At 71.7% G+C, this 16,472-nt stretch carries 17 protein-coding genes and 1 riboswitch; of the genes, 11 read left to right on the plus strand and 6 right to left on the minus strand.

Translation table 11 applies throughout. From position 1 onward, the window contains the following. Both thiS and thiO read right to left on the minus strand, forming a co-directional pair. A complete protein-coding gene (thiS, locus tag OG943_RS32580) occupies positions 1-201 on the minus strand; it encodes a sulfur carrier protein ThiS (protein ID WP_091617262.1) in 201 nt (66 codons plus the stop codon). Further along, positions 201-1,277 carry a glycine oxidase ThiO gene (gene thiO / locus OG943_RS32585; RefSeq protein ID WP_442874598.1) on the minus strand — a complete coding sequence of 359 codons (1,077 nt, stop codon included), beginning with the start codon at positions 1,275-1,277 and terminating at the stop codon, positions 201-203. The genes thiS and thiO overlap by 1 nt, the downstream gene beginning before the upstream one ends. Further along, positions 1,272-1,378: riboswitch (TPP riboswitch) on the minus strand. (Overlaps the previous gene by 6 nt.) A gap of 30 nt (positions 1,379-1,408) precedes the next feature. Here thiO and thiE point away from each other — a divergent pair. Further along, positions 1,409-2,074: a thiamine phosphate synthase gene (gene thiE, locus OG943_RS32590; RefSeq protein ID WP_328604748.1), complete on the plus strand. Its 666-nt coding sequence runs from the start codon at positions 1,409-1,411 to the stop codon at positions 2,072-2,074. 19 nt (positions 2,075-2,093) lie between these two features. On the opposite strand, the gene OG943_RS32595 is transcribed toward thiE, so the two are convergent. Then, complete coding sequence (locus OG943_RS32595; RefSeq protein ID WP_328604749.1) at positions 2,094-2,921, minus strand: hypothetical protein; 828 nt, start codon at positions 2,919-2,921, stop codon at positions 2,094-2,096. 157 nt (positions 2,922-3,078) lie between these two features. On the opposite strand from OG943_RS32595, the gene OG943_RS32600 reads away from it, so the two are divergent. Then, positions 3,079-4,023 (plus strand): threonine ammonia-lyase, encoded by a 945-nt coding sequence (locus OG943_RS32600; protein ID WP_328604750.1) that lies wholly within the window; start codon positions 3,079-3,081, stop codon positions 4,021-4,023. A 44-nt stretch (positions 4,024-4,067) separates the two neighbouring features. On the opposite strand, the gene OG943_RS32605 is transcribed toward OG943_RS32600, so the two are convergent. Next, positions 4,068-5,699: an MFS transporter gene (locus OG943_RS32605; RefSeq protein WP_328604751.1), complete on the minus strand. Its 1,632-nt coding sequence runs from the start codon at positions 5,697-5,699 to the stop codon at positions 4,068-4,070. 70 nt (positions 5,700-5,769) lie between these two features. Next, positions 5,770-6,525 carry a GntR family transcriptional regulator gene (locus OG943_RS32610; RefSeq protein WP_328604752.1) on the minus strand — a complete coding sequence of 252 codons (756 nt, stop codon included), beginning with the start codon at positions 6,523-6,525 and terminating at the stop codon, positions 5,770-5,772. Between the two features lie 144 nt (positions 6,526-6,669). On the opposite strand from OG943_RS32610, the gene OG943_RS32615 reads away from it, so the two are divergent. Continuing rightward, positions 6,670-7,713, plus strand: a complete 1,044-nt coding sequence (locus tag OG943_RS32615; RefSeq protein ID WP_328604753.1) for an SIS domain-containing protein — start codon at positions 6,670-6,672, stop codon at positions 7,711-7,713. Next, entirely contained in the window at positions 7,710-8,693 is a 984-nt protein-coding gene (locus OG943_RS32620) for an N-acetylglucosamine kinase (RefSeq protein ID WP_328604754.1), read from the plus strand. Before OG943_RS32615 ends, OG943_RS32620 begins: the two co-directional genes overlap by 4 nt. 107 nt (positions 8,694-8,800) lie before the next feature. Here the strand turns inward: OG943_RS32620 and OG943_RS32625 are convergent, their stop codons facing one another. Then, positions 8,801-9,469, minus strand: a complete 669-nt coding sequence (locus OG943_RS32625) for a DUF3159 domain-containing protein (RefSeq protein WP_328604755.1) — start codon at positions 9,467-9,469, stop codon at positions 8,801-8,803. Positions 9,470-9,745: 276 nt separating this feature from the next. On the opposite strand from OG943_RS32625, the gene OG943_RS32630 reads away from it, so the two are divergent. The 7 genes from OG943_RS32630 (at position 9,746) to OG943_RS32660 (ending at position 16,412) form a co-directional block, all read left to right on the plus strand. Then, complete coding sequence (locus tag OG943_RS32630; RefSeq protein ID WP_328604756.1) at positions 9,746-10,573, plus strand: SGNH/GDSL hydrolase family protein; 828 nt, start codon at positions 9,746-9,748, stop codon at positions 10,571-10,573. A 123-nt stretch (positions 10,574-10,696) separates the two neighbouring features. Next, positions 10,697-11,446: an OmpA family protein gene (locus tag OG943_RS32635; RefSeq protein WP_328604757.1), complete on the plus strand. Its 750-nt coding sequence runs from the start codon at positions 10,697-10,699 to the stop codon at positions 11,444-11,446. A gap of 6 nt (positions 11,447-11,452) precedes the next feature. Then, positions 11,453-11,887: a LapA family protein gene (locus tag OG943_RS32640; protein WP_328604758.1), complete on the plus strand. Its 435-nt coding sequence runs from the start codon at positions 11,453-11,455 to the stop codon at positions 11,885-11,887. A gap of 72 nt (positions 11,888-11,959) precedes the next feature. Beyond that, positions 11,960-12,439 carry a DUF6932 family protein gene (locus OG943_RS32645; protein WP_091617251.1) on the plus strand — a complete coding sequence of 160 codons (480 nt, stop codon included), beginning with the start codon at positions 11,960-11,962 and terminating at the stop codon, positions 12,437-12,439. Continuing rightward, complete coding sequence (locus OG943_RS32650; protein WP_328604759.1) at positions 12,436-13,320, plus strand: hypothetical protein; 885 nt, start codon at positions 12,436-12,438, stop codon at positions 13,318-13,320. The genes OG943_RS32645 and OG943_RS32650 overlap by 4 nt, the downstream gene beginning before the upstream one ends. A 253-nt stretch (positions 13,321-13,573) precedes the next feature. Next, positions 13,574-14,239 (plus strand): DUF4190 domain-containing protein, encoded by a 666-nt coding sequence (locus OG943_RS32655; protein WP_328604760.1) that lies wholly within the window; start codon positions 13,574-13,576, stop codon positions 14,237-14,239. Between the two features lie 436 nt (positions 14,240-14,675). After that, positions 14,676-16,412 carry a recombinase family protein gene (locus tag OG943_RS32660; RefSeq protein ID WP_328604761.1) on the plus strand — a complete coding sequence of 579 codons (1,737 nt, stop codon included), beginning with the start codon at positions 14,676-14,678 and terminating at the stop codon, positions 16,410-16,412. Positions 16,413-16,472: the final 60 nt, after the last annotated feature.

The following is a 16,472-nucleotide window of genomic DNA, read 5'->3' on the forward strand; positions in this document are numbered from 1 at the left end:
TCATCCTCCCTGCACCGCGGTCAGCACGTCGATGCTCGCGCCCTTCGGCACGACGGAACCCGCCCACGCGCCGCGCGGGACGACCTCGCCGTTCACCGCGACGGCCACGCCTTGGCGCGCCGCCCCTTTCGCGTCGAGGACGTCGGCCACCGTGGTGTCGTCCGGGAACTCGCACCAGCTGCCGTTGACCTTGATCTCCATCAGATTCGCTCCTTCTCCAGCAGGCGGGCGGGCGTGGCCGCGCCGATCTCGTCCGGCGGCGGCTCCCCGGCCAGCCACGCGACCACGGCGTCCGCGGTCACGGGGGCCATCAGCAGCCCGTTGCGGTGGTGCCCAGTCGCCGCGAAGACGCCGTCGGACAGCTCCCCGACGTACGGGAGGGCGTCGTGGCTCCCGGCCCGCAGCCCGGCGGCGACCTCGACCAGCTCGTACTCGGTGATGCCCGGCAGGATCCGTTCCGCGCCCTCCAGCAGCTCACGCACCCCGCGCGCGGTGACGGCCTGGTCGAACCCCGCTTCGTACTGCGTCGCGCCCAGCACCAGCTCGCCGTCGGCGCGTGGGACGAGGTAGATCGGCCGGCCCTCGACCATCGCGCGCACGGTGTACGGCGGGGGCGGCAGGCAGCCGCGGCGCGGGCGCAGCCGCAGGATCTCGCCCTTCAACGGCCGGACGGCGGACTCCAGCAGCGGGTGCAGCCGCCCGGTCCAGGCCCCGGCGGCGAGCACCACCGGTCCGAGGCCGTCGAGGCTCTCCACGCGTGAACGGCGGAACTCCACCCCCCGCCGGACGCACGCGTCGAGCAGCGCGGTGAGCAGTTTGCGGTTGTCCACGGCCAGGTCGCCGGGCACGTGCAGGCCACCGCGGACGGCGCCGACGCCCGGCGCCAGCCGCCGGGCCTCCCGCCCGGTGAGCCGCTCGACGTCGCGGCCCAGCGAGCGCAGGTAACCGGCCAGGATGTCCAGGTGCCCGGCGTCGGCGCTGTCGAACGCGACGACCAGCGTCCCGTGCCCGGCCAGCCCCGGGTCGGCGCCCTCGGCGGCCAGCTCGCGGGCGAACGCCGGCCAGCGCCGCAGCGACTCCTCGCCGAGGCTCAGCACGCGCTCCTCACCGGGCCACGCCTCGGTCACCGGCGCCAGCATGCCGCCGGCCACCCAGGACGCCCCGCCGCGCGCGGGCTCGGGGTCGACGACCGTGACGTGGTGGCCGCGCCGGGCCGCGCGCCAGGCCGCGGACAGCCCGATCACACCGCCGCCGACGACGGTCAGGTTCTCACTCAACGGGATCACGCTCCCTGCGCCGGCATGACCCGGATCAGGTTCCACGGTCGGAGCGGTCAGCTCCCTCTCAGCCCGTGCCCCGGGCTCCCGTGCGGACGACCCCACCGTAGCGCGCGGGTAACGTCGCCGCCATGCCCGCCTTGACCGGAGACCGGATCCGCGCGCGTCTGGCCGACGCCCGGCTGTACCTGTGCACCGACGCCCGCGCGTCCCGCGGCGACCTGGCCGAGTTCATCGACGCCGCGCTCGCCGGCGGCGTTGACATCGTCCAGCTGCGGGACAAGACGAGCGGCGCGCCGCTGGAAGCGAAGCAGGAGATCGCGGCGCTGGAAGTGCTGGCGGAGGCCTGCACGCGGCACGGCGCGCTGCTGGCGGTGAACGACCGCGCGGACGTCGCCCTCGCCGTCGGCGCCGACGTGTTCCACCTCGGCCAGGACGACATCCCGGTGCCGCTGGCGCGCCGGATACTGAGTGACGACGTGGTGATCGGCCGTTCGACGCACTCCGTCGAGCAAGCCCGGGCGGCCGCCGCCGAGGACGGCGTGGACTACTTCTGCACCGGCCCGTGCTGGCCGACGCCGACCAAGCCCGGCCGCTTCGCCCCCGGCCTCGACCTGGTGCGCGCGACCGCGGCGGCCGGGCCGGATCGGCCGTGGTTCGCCATCGGCGGGATCGACCTGAACCGGCTGCCCGAGGTCCTCGACGCCGGCGCGTCACGGATCGTCGTGGTCCGCGCGATCACCGAGGCCGAGGACCCGAAGGCTGCCGCCCAGACGTTGAAGAGCCGCCTGGGCTGAGCCGCCGGGAACCTGGCCGTCAGGAGTTCGCGTTCGACGGCGCGCCGGCCTTCGACGGGACCTGGCTCTGCTGCGTCTGCGGCTGCGAGGTCCCGGTGTTCGGCGCCGAGGTCGACGGGGGGTTGCTGTCCGTCGTCGGCGAGGTCGGCGTGCTGGACGACGTGGACGGCTGCTCCGAGGACGTCGGCGTGCTGGACGAATTACCGCTCGGCGGCGGGGTGTTCTCCGACGTCGTCGGGGTGGTGTCCTCGCGGTTCTGCTGCTGGCTGGAGCCCGGGTTGTGGTAGAAACCCGCGCCGGCCTTGCCGTCCGTGGCACCTTCCAGGCCGAGCATGAACACGATCGCGATGGCCGTGGCGACCACGCTGGTGCCGATGATCAAGGGCCAGCGCAGCTTCCGGAGCTTGTCGGCGAACGAACCAGCCGGCTCCGGTTCGGTGTCCCCGGTGCCGGTCTCCCCGGGGCCGGTGAGCTTGGAGATCCGCACCGTCGGCATCTCGGACGGGTCGGCCGGGATGCGGGTGGACATGTACATGGTCGGCATCTGGGCCGGGTCCTCCACCGGCTCCAGGCCGCCGCTGGTGCCGCGCCGCTGCCCGGCCGTGGCCAGCACGGAGCGCGCCTTCAGCGCGGCGTCACGCGTGCGCTGCAGCGAGCGCAGGTACAGCTCGCCGCCGACGGTGGTGACGATGCTCGCCACCCCGGCGCCGACCACGGTCCCGGCCACGCCGAGCGTCGAGCCCAGCAGTGCCGCCGTCACCGCGGCGAGCGCTGCGGCGAGCACCGGTGTCAGCCGTAAACCCTTCTTCGCGTCCGACCCGGACGTCTTCTCTTGCTCCTCGCTCATGATCCCGATCTGCTTGTCCCCGCCCAGTTTTTTCCTTGTTGGTTCCAACGTGTAAGTCGTCTGGGGAACTCCCTTCGTTGCCCAGAGGTGAGCGACGCCACGTTGACTATCCACAGTGGACGGACTAAAGCTCACATTCTCCTGACATAATCGGCACATGCGACTCGTGACGATCTCCGAAATCGAGGCGGCCGCCCAGCGCGTGGTGGGTACCGCCGTGCGTACGCCGCTGCTTCGCCAGCCCTGGGTTTCCGGTGAGCTGTGGTTGAAACCCGAGAGCCTGCAACAGATCGGCGCGTTCAAGATCCGTGGCGCGTACAACGCGATCGCCGCGCTCGACGAAACGGACCGCGCTCGCGGAGTCGTCGCGTATTCGAGTGGTAACCACGCGCAGGCGGTGGCGTACTCAGCGCACACCTTCGGGGTCCCGGCCGTGATTGTGGTGCCGGACGTGGCACCTCGGCTCAAAGTGGACGCTACGCGCCGGTGGGGCGCGGAGGTCGTGGAGGTGCCCATCGCCGAGCAGGCGCCGGCCGCGCTGGCCATCGCCGAGGAGCGCGGGCTGACGCTGATCCCGCCGTTCGATCACCCGGACGTGATTGCCGGGCAGGGCACCGTCGGCCTGGAAATCGCGGCCGACCTGCCGGACGTCGACACCGTGCTGGTGCCGGTGAGCGGTGGCGGGCTCGCGGCGGGCGTCGGCACGGCGATCAAGGCGCTGTGCCCGGGCGCGAAGGTCTACGGCGTAGAGCCGGAGCTGGCCGCGGACTCGGCCGAGGGCCTCCGGGCCGGCCACCGCGTCGACTGGCCGATGGAGCTGCGCGCCAGGACGATCGCCGACGGCCTGCGCGCGCAGCCCTCCGAGCTCACGTTCGCGCACCTGCGGGCGGTGCTCGACGGCATCGTCACAGTGACCGAGGACGAGATCCTCGACACCGTGCGCACGCTCGCCGGCCAGGCCCGCCTGGTCGCCGAGCCGAGCGGGGCGACGGCCGTCGCCGCGTTCCTGCACCGCTCCGGCGAGCTGCCGGGCGGGCGCACCGTGGCCGTGGTCTCCGGCGGGAACATCGACCCCGCGCTGCTGGCGAAGCTGCTCGCGTAGAAAGGCTCGTGAGTGTTTATGACGGTTCTAACCGTCATAAACACTCACGAGCTCTTCCCCGGGCGGACGTAGGTGGGCGGGCCCTCGACGCCGCAGTGGAAGCATTCGCCCGGGTGCGGCGACTCGGCGGCCGGGTAGACGGTGCCGGGCCTGGTGGGCGCGGCCTCGTCGAGTCCGTCCTGCGCGACGTCACCGGGCGCGGCAGCAGGCGCGGGCTCGGGCGCGGGCACGGCGTCACCGGTCTCGCCGGGTCCCGCCTCGGTGCGCCCGGCGCCGAGCACACCGTTGTGAATCCCCAACGCGATGAGGCCGCCCGCCACCGCCAGCACGGCGCAGATCAGCAGGGCCATCCGCCAGCCCGCGGTCAGCGCGACCGGGTCCCGGTAGGCCGAACCCGTCAGCCCGGCGGCGGCGGGCAGCACGGCCACCGCCAGAAGTCCACCCGATCGGGCGATCGCGTTGTTCACCCCCGAGGCGACGCCGGCGTAGCGGTCCGGGGCCGCCGCGAGCACCGTCGCGGTCACCGGGGCCACCACCGTCGCCAGGCCGAGCCCGAACACGACCACGGCGGGCAGCACCGAGCCGAGGTAGGACGAGCCGGGGCCGACGCGCATCAGCAGCAGCATCCCGGCGCCGACCACGATCGGGCCGACGACCAGCTGCAACCGTGGCCCGATGCGCTGCGCGAGCGCGCCGGAGCGGCCCGAGAGCAGCAGCATGAGGATCGTGATCGGCAGCCCCGCCAGCCCGGCCGCCGTCGGCGAGTAGCCCAGCGAGACCTGCAGTTGCAGCACCATCAGCATCATCACGCCGCCGAGCGCGGCGTAGACCACGAAGGTCAGCGCGTTGGACAGCGTGAACGTGCGGTCGCGGAAGAGGGACGGCGGCACCAGCGGCTCCGCCGAGCGGTGCTGGAGCCAGACGAACGCGCCGAGCCCGAGCACCCCGACGACCAGCGCGACCAGCACGACCGGGTCGCCGATGCCGCGGCCGGGCGCCTCCACGAGCGCGCCCGTCACGCCGGCGAGCCCGACGGCGCCGATCGCGGCGGCGGAGAAGTCCGGGTGCCCGGTGGCGGCCGTGTCGCGTGACTCCGGCACGAACCGCCGCGCCATCAGCACCACGATCACCGCCACCGGCAGGTTGATCAGGAACGCCAGCCGCCACGACCAGACCTGCACCAGCAGGCCGCCGACCAGCGGGCCGACGGCCGCGGCGATGCCGCCGAGCCCGGACCACGCGCCGATCGCGCGGGCCCGGTCGTCGTGCGCGAACGAGGACTGCAGGATCGCCAGCGAGCCGGGGGTGAGCAGCGCGCCGCCGATGCCCTGCAGGATGCGGAACGCCACCAGCATCTCCGTGGACGTCGCGGCGGCGCACAGCCCGGAGGCGACGCCGAACCACACCACGCCCACGAGGTACACGCGCCGCCGCCCGTAGCGGTCGCCGAGGGAGCCCGCGACCAGGATCAGGGCGGCCAGCGCGAGCAGGTAGCCGTCGAGGATCCACTGCAGGCCCGCGACGGAGGCCTGCAGCTCCTCGCCGATCCGCGGCAGCGCGACGTTCACGACAGTGCCGTCGAGCATCGCCATGCCCGAGCCGAGGATCGTCGTCCAGAGCACGCCCCGCGCCACCGGGGTGCCCCAGCGGATCCCGGTGGCTTCGGCCGCGGTCACCGGGCACGCTTCGAGTTCATGCGCACACGGTGGCGCGGGCGCGGTTCGGGCGCAAGCGCCCGAACCGGGCTCACGGAAGCAGCGTCGTGACGAACTTGTAGCGGTCGCCGCGGTAGATCGCCCTGGCGAACTCCACCGGCTTGCCGTCGGTGGCGAACGAGTGCCGGGTCAGCATCAGCACCGGCATGCCGACGTCCGCGCCGAGCATCTCGGCCTCCTGCGGGCCGGCGAGCGAGGTCTCGATCGTCTCCTCCGCGCGCTCCAGCTCGACTCCGTAGTGCTCGCGCAGGACCGCGTAGAGCGAGCCGCCCGCCGTGATGTGCTTGCGCAGCCCGCGGAACCGGCCGAGCGGCAGGTGCGTGGTCTCCACCGCCATCGGCTGGGAATCGGCCAGCCGCAGCCGCCGGAGGCGAAGGATTTTCGCGCCCGCGCGGATCGCCAGCAGTTTCGTCAGCTCGCCCTCGACGGCCAGTTCCTCGACCTCGAGCAGTTTCGACGACGGCTTCAGGCCCTGCTTGCGCATGTCCTCGGTGTAGGAGGACAGCTGCAGCCGCTGCGCGAGCTTCGGCTCCGCGGCGAACGTGCCCTTGCCCTGGACGCGGTGCAGGCGGCCCTCGGCCGTCAGGTCCGCGAGCGCCTGGCGCACCGTGGTGCGGGACACGGTGAACTCGCCCGCCAGCGCCCGCTCCGTCGGGATCGGCGAGCCCGGCGGCAGCGCGTCGAGCAGATCCAGCAGGTGCTGTTTCAGCGCCCAGTACTTGGGTTCACGCTGCCCGCGCACACCCGCCGTGGTTCCCGCCTCACCCGCGGGGGATGTCTCCAACATGACCGGCTCCCTCACTAACGCGCCACTTCCACATCAAGAAACGTACCCTTCACCACAAACGCTCCGCCCGGCTAGCATTGGTCTAGACCTGACCGCACGCCGCTCAGCACAACCCGGGGCCCCGCCCCGGCGGAGAGGAAAGTGATGACCCAACAACATCCCGGCGAGCACATGGCCGCGGAAATCTCGGAGCAGCCTGCCGTACTGGCCGGGCTCGTCGAGCGGCAGGCCGGAATAGCGGAAGTAGCTGAAAAGATTTCACAAAACCCCCCGCGTTTCGCTCTGCTCGCCGCCCGTGGTTCCAGTGACCACGCCGCGTTGTACGCGAAGTACCTGATCGAGGTACTCCTGGGCCTGCCCGCCGGTCTAGTGTCGCCGTCCACCGCAACCCTTTACGGCGCGCGCCCGGATCTGCGTGACGTGCTCTTCGTCACCGTAAGCCAGAGCGGCGGTTCACCGGACCTGATCGAGGTAACCGAAGCGGCGCGGCGCCAGGGCGCGCTGACCGTCTCCGTCACGAACACGCTGGATTCCCCGCTGCGCGCGGCGGCGGAGCTGGGCGTGGACATCGGCGCGGGCGTGGAGAAGGCCGTCGCGGCGACCAAGACGTACTCCGCGACGCTGCTCGCGCTGTACCTGTTCATCGACGCCATCCGCGGCGGCAAGGGTGCCGACGCGGAGAAGCTGGGCGAGCTGGCGCAGCAGACGCTCGACGGCGCGGCCGAGGGCGTGCAGCGCGCCGTGGACCGTTACCGGTTCGTCGACCGCGTGCTCACCACCGGCCGCGGCTACTCGTACGCGACCGCGCTGGAGGGCTCGCTGAAGCTGGCCGAGACGAGTTACCTCGCGGCCCGCGCGTACAGCGGCGCGGACCTGCTCCACGGTCCCGTCGCGGCTGTCGACGGCGAGACCGCGGTGCTCGCGGTCACCAGCGCCGGCCACGGCGGCCACGCGATGGCCGAGGTGCTCGACGCCGTCAGCAAGCGCGGCGCCGACGTGCTCGCGGTGGGCTCGGCCGCCGCGGACGTGCCGGCCGCGCTGCGGATCCCGGTGGCGCCGTCGGCCGAGGAACTCGCGCCGATCCTGGAGATCCTGCCGATCCAGCGGATCGCGCTGGGCCTCTCGCTCGCCCGTGGCGGCGACCCGGACAGCCCGCGCGGGCTGCTGAAGGTCACCAAGACCCGGTGAGCTTCGTCGTAGGCGTGGACGCCGGCGGCACGTCGACCCGAGCGATCGTGGTCGACGCCGCCGGCGTCGTGCTGGGCGCGGCCTCCGGCGACGGCGCGAACCCGAACGCCCACTCGCCGGAGGTGGCGGCCGGCCGCATCGCGGACGCCATCGCGGCCGCGCTCGACGGGCGGACAGGCGTCGCCGCCGCGGTGGTCGGCATGGCCGGGGTGAGCAAGCTCTCCGACGCGGGCGTCGCGGCGGTGTTCGACGCGCAGTGGCAGCGGATCGGGCTCGGCGGCGTGGTCCGCACAGTGGCCGACGCCGAAGTCGCGTACGCGTCGGCGACGCCGGCCCCGGACGGCACCGTGCTCGTCGCCGGCACCGGCTCCATCGCCTGCCGCATCCGCAAGCGCCGCACCGCGGGCCGGGCGGGCGGCTACGGCTGGCTGCTGGGCGACGAAGGCTCGGCCTACTGGCTCGGCCGCGAGGCGGTTCGGTCCACTTTGGCGGCACTGCGCGGCGGCGCCGATCTCACCGGGCTGCCGGCCGCCGTGCTCGCGGCCGCCGCCGGACCGTCCGCTGTGGACGAATCCGGTCAGTCCACTTTCCACATGGGACTCGTCACGGAGGCGGACCGGGCCGCCACCGCGAGTGCGCTCATCACCAAGGCCAACGCCGAACCACCCGTGCGGCTGGCCCGATTCGCCCCGCTCGTGAGCGCCGCGGCGACCGCCGGAGAGCCCGTCGCGGCGGACATCGTCACCCGCGGGGCCGATTTTCTGGTCTCACTGGCGCTCGCCACGCGCGACCCCGGCGAGTCGACACCCCTAGTTCTCGTGGGCAGTGTGCTCGCCGAGGACAGTCCCGTCGGCGCCGCCGTACGCGCCGGTCTCGCCGGCCTCGACGTGCTGACCAGCTCCGACGGGGTGCTGGGGGCCGCGTGGCTGGCCGCGGTCGACGCCTGGGGCGAGACGGCGCCACGACCTTCCCGATCGTGAATGCGACCGAAAACTGGTTCAAAGAGTCGAAACCGTCGACTCAGGACCGGTGATCCGGGTACCGTGGAAACCGGCCCCCGGACCCTCCCCCCTCGCCGGGGGCCGCCTTATGTCCCGGGTCGGTCGTCCGCCCCGGGTTCCTGGGCCACTCGCAGGCCCGGATGTTCCGGCGGCAGCGACTTGTACAGCACCCAGCCGCTCACCGCGACCGTCGCCGCCACCAGCGGCCACGAGAGCACGGTGCGCGCCACGCCGAGCGCGACCACCTGCCCGGCCCACCACAGCAGGCCGTAGACCACCACGCGGATCAGGTACTGCAGCACCCACACCCAGCTCGCCCACGAGTACGCGCGCAGCAGCGCGGGGTCGCGGCGCCAGCGGGTCTTCTGGCCGACCAGGAGCCCGACGATCACGCCGAGCAACGGCCAGCGCACCACGACACTGGCCGCGAAGAGCAGCGCGCTCGCCGCGTTGGACAGCAGCTGAAGCAGGAAGAAGTCCTGCGCGCGCCCGGTGTGCAGCGCGATCAGCGCGGCGATCACCACGGCGGCCAGGCTCACCACCACCGCGCGCGCCTTGTCGCCGCGCACGACCCGGTAGCCGCCGAGCAGCACCGCGACCACGATGGCGACGCCGGCGCCCCACGCGATCGACTGGCCGGTGGCGAGCCAGCCGGCCACGAACGCGACCGGCGGGATGCTCGCGTCGATCGCCCCGCGCCGGCCGCCGAGGATCTGCGCGAGCGATTCGCGCGCGGGCGTCGTCTCGTCGGTCACATTCACAGCCTGCCGGATCCCGGCCGGAGGCTCCCGGCCGGGAGACCTTCACCACATCGAGTGTCCGGTTACCCCCTGTGCGGGCGGTTCACCAGGCTACCGAGTGGTGAAGTTTCCGTAATACGGGGGCGAATCGGACCGACAAGGGAAGAGACTGTTACTTCCAGCTGAATCAGGGGTGGCTTCCGGGAAGGTACGGGGACGTCCGACTGTTAGTTGGGGTGTACAACTATATGTCGGGGCAGGCGCGGACAGGGATGGGAAGGGGAACCCAGCGTGTACGGAATCGACAGTTACGTGGCTATCGGTGACAGCTTCACCGAAGGCCTCAACGACGGACTACCGGACGGCTCCTTCAGGGGCTGGGCGGACCGGCTCGCGGAGGTCCTCTCCGGAGGCGAACCGGGTTTCGAGTACGCCAACCTGGCCCTGCGCGGCAAGATGCTCGACGAGATCATCGACGAGCAGGTGCCGATCGCGCTCGACCTCAAGCCCGGCCTGGTCACCCTGTGCGCCGGCGGCAACGACATCATCGTGCCGGGCGCGGACGTCGACGCCGTCGCCGCCCGGCTCGAGGCCGGGGTGGCGCGACTGCGCGCGGCCGGCATCCCGGTGGTCATCTTCAACGGCCCCGACACCAAGTCCCTGTCCGTGATGAGCGTGCTGCGCGGCAAGGTCGGCATCTACAACGCGCACCTGTGGGCGATCGCGGAGCGCCACGGCGCGAAGATGGTCGACCTGTGGGCGATGGAGCCGCTGCACGACCGGCGCGCCTGGAGCGACGACCGGCTGCACTTCACGCCCGACGCGCACCGCCGCATCGCGCTGCACACCGCCGAGGTGCTGGGCGTGCCGGTGGACGAGGACTGGCGGGTGCCGTACCCGGCGAGCACCGAGCCCGCCACCTGGATCACCTCCCGCCGCTCCGACCTCACCTGGACCAAGACGCACCTGCTGCCGTGGATCCGCCGCCAGATCAAGGGCCAGTCCATGGGTGACGGGCTGTCACCGAAGCGACCGCAGCTGTCCCCGCTCGTGCAAGTGGAGGCGGCCGCGCTCGAAATCGAGGTCCACAACTTCCACGACAACGCCGCCGCGTCCTGACGGCCACTTGCCCCACTGGTTGGCCCTCTCGCCCGCGCGAGGGGGCCTTCCGCGCAGGAAGGGCCACCCGAACGGCGGCACGACCAGGTCGCCAAGGTGCGGGCACCGGCCTATGGTCCCTTTATGTCCGGTGCACGCGGCTGGCTCCGCCTGATCCCCCTCGCGGTGGTCGTGACGGCCCTGCTCGCGGGGCTCGCGACCTGGGTGAGCGGGTCCGGCATCGAGTCCGGCCTCGGCTCGCGGTCACGCTCCGCGCTCACCGCGGCCGGGATCAGCGGCGGCGACGTGACGTTCTCCGGCCGCGAAGCGACGCTGTCCGGCTTCCCCGCCGAGCAGGCCGGCCGCGCGCTCGGCATCGTCCAGGGTGTCGACGGCGTCGAATCCGCTCAGGTTTCGGGCGGGGGCGCGCCATCCGCGCCCGCTCCGTCGCCGAGCAGCGCGCCGTCCACCACGGCCCCGCCGCCGAGCCCGACCGCCACCCCCAGCACGCCGCCCGCGCCGCCGACCGACCGCGCCGGTGTGCAGGACGAGCTGGACAAGCAGCTCGCGAGCACCCCCATCACGTTCAAGCCGAACAGCGCGCAGCTCACCGACGATGGCGAGCAGGCCGCGCGCGGAATCGCGAAGCTGCTCTCGGCCGCGCCGGACAACCTGCGTTACCGCATCACCGGGCGCGTCGCCGACGGCCCGGGCGGACGCGCCGCCGCGCTCCGGCTCTCGCAGAGCCGCGCGCGGACCGTCGTGCGGCTGCTCACGGACGAGGACGTCCCCGCCGACCGGCTCCTCGCCCGCGGCACCAGCACGACCGCACCGGGCACCGGCGATTCCGGCGGTGACGACCGGCGCGTCGAGATCACAGTCGAAGAGAGGTGATGGCGGATGCTCTGGCTCTTCGGGCAGATCTGGCTCTGGCTGCTCGTCGCGTTCCTGCTCGGGGCCGCGGTGATGTGGCTGCTGATGCGCGCGACGCGGCCGAAGGCGGTCGCCGAGCACGAAACCTACGAGTACGACGAGGCGGATGAGGAACCGCTCGAGGTGCCGGCGCCGCTGGAGGCCGAGCGGACGCAGTACATCCCGGTCAGCCAGTACGACCACGACGAGCAGCCCGAGCGGGTCTACAACGACTATCCCGAGGTCGACCCGGACGAGCCCTACGTTCCGGAAGACCACGCCGAGGGCCGGCTGCCGGAGCCGGAGGCCCGCCTGTCGGGTGATCTCGGCTGGCCGGCCACCGCCGAGACCGACGCGGAGACGACCGGCGAGTGGCTGCGGACGGACCAGCCCTCACCACGGCGGCCTGGGCGCGGTGGCTGACACCCACCTGGTAAGTTCGGCTACGCACTGTGAGCGGGAGCCGGCGAGCCCCGGACGAGGTCAGGAGGTCCGATGGCGCTCCCGCACTGGACGCCGCAGAACCTGCTGCCGCCGGGCCGTCACCCCGCGGACCTGGCGGATGTCTACGAACGCCTGGTCTTCGACGCGCCGTACCAGAACGAGCGCGAGATCCTGTTCAGCGCACTCAACAGCTACCTCGGCGTCGCCCGTCGGGTGATCTCGTCCGGGCGCGCGTGGGTCAGCGGCGCGTTCGTGACGCGCACGACGCCGCACCCGCCGCAGGGCCTCGACGTCGTGCTGATCCCGGACGAGTGGGGCGCGCTCAAGCGGCTCGACGACCACGGGCGCACCGCGTTGTACGGCCTGCTCACCCTGCGCGGCATCATCGTCGGGCAGCCCGCGATGTACCTCGACCAGGTGCAGCCGGTCGGCGGCATGCTCGACGGCTTCCTGTGCCGTCCGGGTGACGAGGACGTGTGGGAGGCCGTGTGGGCCGACGGCGGCAAGGGGTTCCCGGAGATGGTCTGGTGAGGAACGAGTTCCGCCGCATCGCCGACGAGGTCCCCGGCGGCACCTGGCTCGACGACCTGGCCCGCGCGTCCGCGATGGCGGCCAACGCGAAGTTCGAACGCACTTCGCGCTCGCCCCTGCTGCACGTCTCGGTGATCGGTGAGACGCACATAGACGCCTATACCTTCTCCGACATCAGCCGCGCGCTGCAGGACGCGACGGCGAAGATCGGCCACATCATCCGCAATCCGTCCAATGAGGTCACGTTCGTCCAGCAGGCCGACCGGGACAAGGCGCCGCTGATCCAGCGCGGCCAGGCGGGCAACGCGATCTTCTTCGGCTTCCCCGAGCCGGCGCTCGACGACGCGCTGATCCACGACGGGATCGAGACGCTGTCCGAGCGTGCGGTGAAGGAGCTGTGCGACTTCCTCCCGGCGAACGGATCCGACGACGGCGCGCTCGACGCCGTGCTGCTGCAGCGCGACACGGTCCGCAACGCCGTGAGCGATGTCGTCAACGCGGTCAGCAAGCACGCCGGCATCGGCATGGCGCTCACGCCGACGGCGGGTGAGCAGCTGACGCGCAGCATGACCACGGAACAGGCGCGGGTGCTGCAGGGCAGCCTGCGCGAATCACGCGAGGCCGTCGGCTACGAGACCGTGAGCGGACGGCTCGACGGCGTCCGCACGCGGCGGCGGATCTTCTACTTGGAGCGCGAGTCGGGCGGGACGATCCAGGGCGCGGTGGCGCCGGACCTGCTGGACCAGATCAAGGAGAACCTCGACCGCCCGGTGACGGCCCGGCTGCGCGTGGTGCGCACGACCACCATCGACGGCAGGCGCGGGCGCCCGGTGCACGAGCTGCTGGAGATCACGCCCGAAGTGAACCTTTTTGATCATTGAATCACCCCGTTGAAATTCACCTGCGTGAATTCCGTGGGTATTCCGCCTGCCCTGCGTACCGCCTATTTTGATCATGGTGGAATCCCATATTTCGACACGAATCGGCAGGTCATCGCAGGGTCGCGGCGCCAGTAAATGACCGGAGTCCGGTGGAAGCGGTGAAATGATGACGTTTTCCACTATGTAACGATTTCGTCTACCGCCACACTTTTGGGTTAACGTCGTCGCACTTCAACCCGAAGGGCCCCCACGCATGACGTCCGACCCGCGGTATCCGCCTGCCCCCGCACGCCACGGCCGCCCACCCGCGCCCGTCTCCGTCACGCAGCGCCGCGCGCCGGCCAGACCCAAGCCCAACTTCTTCGCCGCTATCGCGCTGGTGTGCGGTCTCGCGGCTGTCGCGGTGGCCTTCGCGGCAAGCTACAACTACCTCGCGTGGCCGCTCGCGGGCATCGGCCTGATCCTCGCGATCGTCGGGCTGGTGCAGGCCGGCCGCGGGGTGATGCGGGGCCGCGGCCTGGCCGTGATCGGCCTGCTCGTGTCGGTGGCCGCGGCGCTGCTGTCCGGCGCGATGCTGCTGTTCCCGGCCGCGTTCGGCTCGGCCGGCTCGATCGAGCTGCACCTGCCGCCGGTTCCCGGTGACCAGCATTCGGTGGACTTCGTGGTCACCTCGACCGGCGGCGCGACCGTCCGCTACGGCACCCTGAACGACCAGCGCACCGATTCGGCCCTCCCGAGCACCGACCAGTGGCACGGCAAGGCCTCCTACAACGGCGGCGCGCCGATCCTGTCCCTCACCGCCGACAGCTCGAACGCGGGCGTCAGCAACCAGATCAGCTGCTCCATCGTGGTCGACGGCAAGACGGTCGCGGAGAACAGCGGCACGACGATCGCGCTGTGCACGGCCAACGTGGGGTAGTGACGGCTGGGACTTCGTTGGCGGCGTTCTCGTTGGCACTGCGCGTTCCGGCTGGCACTACGCGTTCCGGCTGGCACTGCGCGGCACGCCGTGAAGAGCCTGGCGGCCGGCCGGCCTAACCCCCAATTCGGCCGGCCAACCGCCACCGAGCCGCTCCTGGCGGCTCTTCCGGACCCGGACCGCGTACGTCCCGGGGCCGTGGTGCCGGCTTCTCCGGCTGCCCCTCCCCTAGGGCTCCGCCAACACCGGACGGGACCCTACGCGGCCCCGTCCCGGTGACGCTAAGAAACCACTAAGGATGCCCGGCCAGGGTATGTCCCACCTGCGTAAACACCGGTGAACACCCGTCAATCCGCCACTTGCGCCAGGACGCCGTCAAGGCCTCCTTACCCGCGTCCAACGCGGGTAAGGAGGCCTTCACTCTTAGGCTGTTTGCATGATCGGTTCTGAGCTGCCTAGGTGGGCCACGAATCAGCGTGCGCACCACGTGACGCTGGTGGGGATTAAGTACCTGCGGGCATCGCAGGATGCGTCGGGCCGCCGCATTTCGCTGGGGTCTCAGCGGGATGAAGGTGATGAGTTTTTCGATGAGTGCGGCATCGTTGATGCTGGGGAGTTCTGCGACAACGACCTGTCGGCCTCGATGTATGCCACCGAGGTCCGGGAGGGCTATGAGCAGGCTTTGGAGGCGCTGCGGTCGGGTCAGGCGAACCTGTTGTGGACGTTCGACCCGTCGCGAGCGCAGCGGGATCTTGAGGTCTACGTCAAGCTGCGCCGAATCTGTATTGAGATGGGCGCTTTCTGGGCGTATGGCGGCCGGATCTATGACATGACCGACCCGGCCGACCGCAAGACCACCGCCCGGGACGCACTGGAGGCCGAGGGGGCTTCGGACACGCTGTCCGGGCACGTTCGGCGGGGTGTGCGCAAGCGGGCTAAGTCGGGCCAGCACGCGGGGCCGTTGCCCTATGGCTACGCGCGCCGGTTCGACCCGGCCACGGGTGAGTCCATGGGGCAGGTGATCGACTGGGCACAGGCCAAGGTCGTGCGGCGGATAGTGAGCTGGTGCCTGGACGGTAAGGCTCTGTCGTGGATCGCGCGGCAGCTGAATGAGGCGGGTGTGCCGTGCGCGCGTGATCGCCGCTGGGATGTCCGGTTGGTCCGGGGGTTGGCTGCGGAACGGCAGCATGAGCACGAGTGGCAGCGGCTGCTGGCCCGGTTGTCGCCGGAGGATGCGGCGGTGGCGCAGGCGCTGGTGTTGCGGGTCGCTGATGGTGAGTCGCCGAAGGCGCTGGCCCAAGAGCTCAACCGGGACGGTGTCCCCTATGTAATGGCGTCGCGATGGAACGAGACGAAGGTCCGCAACATCGCGTTGTCGAAGCCTGCGGCGGGGATCCGGGTTCACCAGGCCAAGCCGGTGGTGGTGAAGACGACCGATGAATCGGGCGAGACGGTGCAGGCGCCGGTGCAGGCGCAGTGGAAGGCGATCATCAAGCCGGACGAGCGCACGGAACTGGTGGCGCGGTTCGCCAGCGGAGACCGGAAGCACGTTCGGGACGGGTCGAGAGTGAAGTATTTCTGGTCCGGGATCGCGCGGTGCGGGGTCTGCGAGGCCGGAGTGGGACCCCGGGAGAAGTCGGCAAACGGGCCGATCTACCGGTGCCCGGACGGGCACGTGTACCGCAGCCGGGTTCTGCTGGACGCGTGGCTGCTGGATCAGGCGATGAGCCAGTTGGAGCGCAGCGACGCGGCCACGCTGTTCCGGCTGGAGGCCGCGCGTGGTAACACGGCCGCCGCCGTTGACGAGGCACGGGTGTTGCGGGCGGAGCTGGAGGGCTGGAAAGCGGACGCGATCAGCGGGCGGGTCTCACGGTCGAGTTTCATCGACATTGAGGCCGGGTTGCTGGAGCGGATCGCGAAGGCCGAGAGGGAGGCCGAGCGGGCGGCGCTGCCGCCGGTGCTGGCCACGGTGATCGGGCCGGACGCACGTCGGGCGTTCGTGGCGCTGGACCGGACGGCGCAGCGGGAGATCCTGCGGGCAATTATGCGACCGAGGATCTACCACACGTCCCGGCGGCTCAAGGGCCGGTTGGATACCGGCACGATCGACCCCGGGTGGCTGTTCACCGACCCGGCCCCAGCCGACAGCGGCCAGCAATCCGCTGCGGCTTGACCAACGACTCAATGCCCCCGGCCAGCCCATTGGGCTGGCCGGGGGCATCGTCGTGTGTGG

This window comes from Amycolatopsis sp. NBC_00345, from assembly GCF_036116635.1.
Taxonomy (GTDB): Bacteria; Actinomycetota; Actinomycetes; order Mycobacteriales; family Pseudonocardiaceae; genus Amycolatopsis.

What these genes read in the sequence shown, in the direction of transcription:
- thiS (WP_091617262.1), bottom strand. Translation starts at nt 201, where the DNA reads ATGGAGATCAAGGTCAACGGCAGCTGGTGCGAGTTCCCGGACGACACC.
- thiE (WP_328604748.1), top strand. Translation starts at nt 1,409, where the DNA reads ATGCCCGCCTTGACCGGAGACCGGATCCGCGCGCGTCTGGCCGACGCC.
- OG943_RS32595 (WP_328604749.1), bottom strand. Translation starts at nt 2,921, where the DNA reads ATGAGCGAGGAGCAAGAGAAGACGTCCGGGTCGGACGCGAAGAAGGGT.
- OG943_RS32600 (WP_328604750.1), top strand. Translation starts at nt 3,079, where the DNA reads ATGCGACTCGTGACGATCTCCGAAATCGAGGCGGCCGCCCAGCGCGTG.
- OG943_RS32610 (WP_328604752.1), bottom strand. Translation starts at nt 6,525, where the DNA reads ATGTTGGAGACATCCCCCGCGGGTGAGGCGGGAACCACGGCGGGTGTG.
- OG943_RS32615 (WP_328604753.1), top strand. Translation starts at nt 6,670, where the DNA reads ATGACCCAACAACATCCCGGCGAGCACATGGCCGCGGAAATCTCGGAG.
- OG943_RS32635 (WP_328604757.1), top strand. Translation starts at nt 10,697, where the DNA reads ATGTCCGGTGCACGCGGCTGGCTCCGCCTGATCCCCCTCGCGGTGGTC.
- OG943_RS32640 (WP_328604758.1), top strand. Translation starts at nt 11,453, where the DNA reads ATGCTCTGGCTCTTCGGGCAGATCTGGCTCTGGCTGCTCGTCGCGTTC.
- OG943_RS32645 (WP_091617251.1), top strand. Translation starts at nt 11,960, where the DNA reads ATGGCGCTCCCGCACTGGACGCCGCAGAACCTGCTGCCGCCGGGCCGT.
- OG943_RS32655 (WP_328604760.1), top strand. Translation starts at nt 13,574, where the DNA reads ATGACGTCCGACCCGCGGTATCCGCCTGCCCCCGCACGCCACGGCCGC.
- OG943_RS32660 (WP_328604761.1), top strand. Translation starts at nt 14,676, where the DNA reads ATGATCGGTTCTGAGCTGCCTAGGTGGGCCACGAATCAGCGTGCGCAC.